The 2779-nt window shown below is 39.5% G+C and carries 1 protein-coding gene; it reads left to right on the forward strand.

Translation table 11 applies throughout. From position 1 onward, the window contains the following. The first annotated feature begins 335 nt into the window (after positions 1-335). Positions 336-2735 carry a M1 family metallopeptidase gene (locus tag ACY65O_RS10750; RefSeq protein WP_462220858.1) on the forward strand — a complete coding sequence of 800 codons (2400 nt, stop codon included), beginning with the start codon at positions 336-338 and terminating at the stop codon, positions 2733-2735. Positions 2736-2779: the final 44 nt, after the last annotated feature.

Here is a 2779-nt window from a genome sequence, read left to right on the forward strand (position 1 = left end):
TGTATCCTGTTATTAAGTTTTTTAATAGTAAATAAAGGGCAGCTGAAAAGAAAATGGTGGTTGTGGGCATTGTCGGGTGTAGCTTTTTGCATAGCTTTAAAAATGGTGGTAGAGAGAACTCCTATCCACTAAAGGGTGAATCGCGAAGATTGAAGTAGATGGCATTAAAAAAATAAAAAATTCAGTAATGCTCAATAAAGAAATAATGTTGAAGAGTGTCTCGCCTTAGGCCAGACCAATGAAGTCAAATAGAATTATTTAAGTTCGTAACAAAAAAATAAAACATAAACTACGCTTCACCCCTTCAGGGGATGGGGGCAATAATAAACAACAGCATGAAACAATTAACAGCCTTAGCTATTTTATTTTCATTTTGTATTTCAGTTGCTGCACAGGATATTAAAAATAATCCGGGCAGTAATCATGGAAACAGGTTTGAACAGTTGGGAACAATTTTACCAACTCCCAACGAGTATCGTACTGCAAGTGGGGCACCTGGACCTAAATACTGGCAGCAGCGTTGCGATTACGATATTGTGTGTGAACTGGATGAACCCAACCGCCGTTTGATGGGTAAAGAAACACTTACTTATTACAACAACTCACCTGATGTGTTAAGCTATTTGTGGATTCAGTTAGATGAAAACGAACACAGCACCGTAAATAATTCCGGTTATCAAACCAGTAACATGATGCCCATCAGAATTAATGAAGCGGATATACAACGCTTTACCGGAAAGATGGATAAAGACAAAGAATACGGCGACAATATTACCCGTGTAGCCGACGCCGCTGGTAAGCTTTTAAAATATACCATTAATAAAACCATGATGAGGATCGAATTACCTCAACTGCTAAAACCAGGCCAGCAATTTATTTTTAAAATTGACTGGAATTATTATATTATTGAAAAAAATAAATATGGTGGCCGTGGGGGATTTGAATTTTTTCCTGAAGATGGTAATGATCTGTTTACTATGACGCAGTGGTTTCCCCGCCTCTGTGTGTACAGCGATTTTCAGGGATGGCAAAACCACCAGTTTGTGGGCAGCGGCGAGTTTGCTTTAACTTTTGGTAATTACAAAGTAGCCATGACGGTGCCTGCCGATCATGTTGTAATGTCAACAGGACAGGGGCAAAATTACCAGCAGGTTTTAACGCCTGCACAATTTGTACGCTGGCAAAAAGCACAAACATCAACTGATGTTACTGAAATTGTAACATTAGATGAAGCCGTTGCAAGAGAAAAACAAAAACTTAAAGAAAAGAAAACCTGGATATTTAAAGCTGATATGGTTCGTGACTTTGCCTGGGGCTCATCAAGAAAATTTATTTGGGATGCTATGCCTGCAATGGTGGAAGGAAAAAAAGTAATGTGCATGAGTGCGTATGGTAAAGAAGCCTACAGCCTGTACAGGAAGTTTAGTACTAAAGCAGTAGCACATACCATTAAAACTTATTCAAAATTTACCATTCCTTATCCTTACCCTGTTGCACAAAGTTTAGAGGCTGCTAACGGAATGGAATATCCCATGATATGTTTCAACTTTGGCCGTACCGAAAAAGATGCCAATGGCATGTACAGTGCCAACAGCACTTACAGCGAAGGCACAAAAAATGGTATGCTGGGCGTGGTGATACATGAAGTGGGCCATAATTTTTTCCCCATGATCATCAACAGCGATGAAAGGCAATGGACATGGATGGATGAAGGGTTAAATTCTTTTTGTGAATATTTAACTGAAGAATTGTGGGATAATAAATTTCCGGTAAGCAAAGGCCCGGCTTATAAAATTGTTGATTACATGAAGTTGCCTAAAGATCAACTGGAGCCTATTATGACCAACAGCGAAAACATTATTCAGTTTGGCCCCAATGCTTACAGCAAACCTTCAACCGGGTTAAATATTTTAAGAGAAACTATTATGGGCCGTGATCTTTTCGATTATGCTTTTAAAGAGTATGCAAGGCGCTGGGCATTTAAACACCCCACACCTGCAGATCTTTTCAGAACAATGGAAGATGCCAGCGGCGAAGATTTAGATTGGTACTGGAGAGGATGGTTTTACGGCACAGAGCCCTGCGATATTTCTTTGGATACTGTTAAGTGGGCAGTGCTAAGTACCGAAAGTGTAAGCAGGCCTGCTGGTGGCGGCGTTACAAAAATGCCGGTAGCAAAACCATTGTTAAATACATTTGATGATATTTCTAAAATAAGAAACAGGGAAGATAAAAAGATTGTGTTTGCAACTGATGCCGATGAAAGCTTAAAAGATTTTTACTGGAGATACGACAGGGGATTGGCAAAAGTGGATGATACACCTTTTGAAATTACCACACCTGCACCCAGCACTGATACTTTAACAGAAGCAGAACGTTTTTTTATTGCCGGAAAGAAAAATATGTACGAACTAACGTTTAGCAATAAAGGTGGTTTGGTAATGCCGATAATTATTGAGTGGACGTTTAAAGATGGTACTAAAGAAATAGACCGCATACCGGTACAGGTTTGGCGAAAAAACGAAAATAAAGTGGTGAAAACATTTATGAAAGATAAAGAAGTGGCATCGGTTAAATTAGATCCGTTAAGAGAAACGGCTGATATAAATGAAGGTAATAACAGTTGGCCTGCAATTACAACACCCAGCAAATTCCAATTATTTAAAGGTAGCGGTGGCCGTGGGGCACGTGGTGCTGGCGGTGGCGGTAACCCCATGCAGAAAGAGATTAAATAGTGACTTTTTCTTCCAAAAGGGTTGTATAGCATAAAGCTGCTAAC

The sequence above is a fragment of the Ferruginibacter sp. genome (genome assembly GCF_031430955.1).
Classification (GTDB): Bacteria; Bacteroidota; Bacteroidia; order Chitinophagales; family Chitinophagaceae; genus Ferruginibacter.

Excerpts from the sequence above, each read along its gene's own strand:
- ACY65O_RS10750 (WP_462220858.1), top strand. The coding sequence starts at position 336 with ATGAAACAATTAACAGCCTTAGCTATTTTATTTTCATTTTGTATTTCA.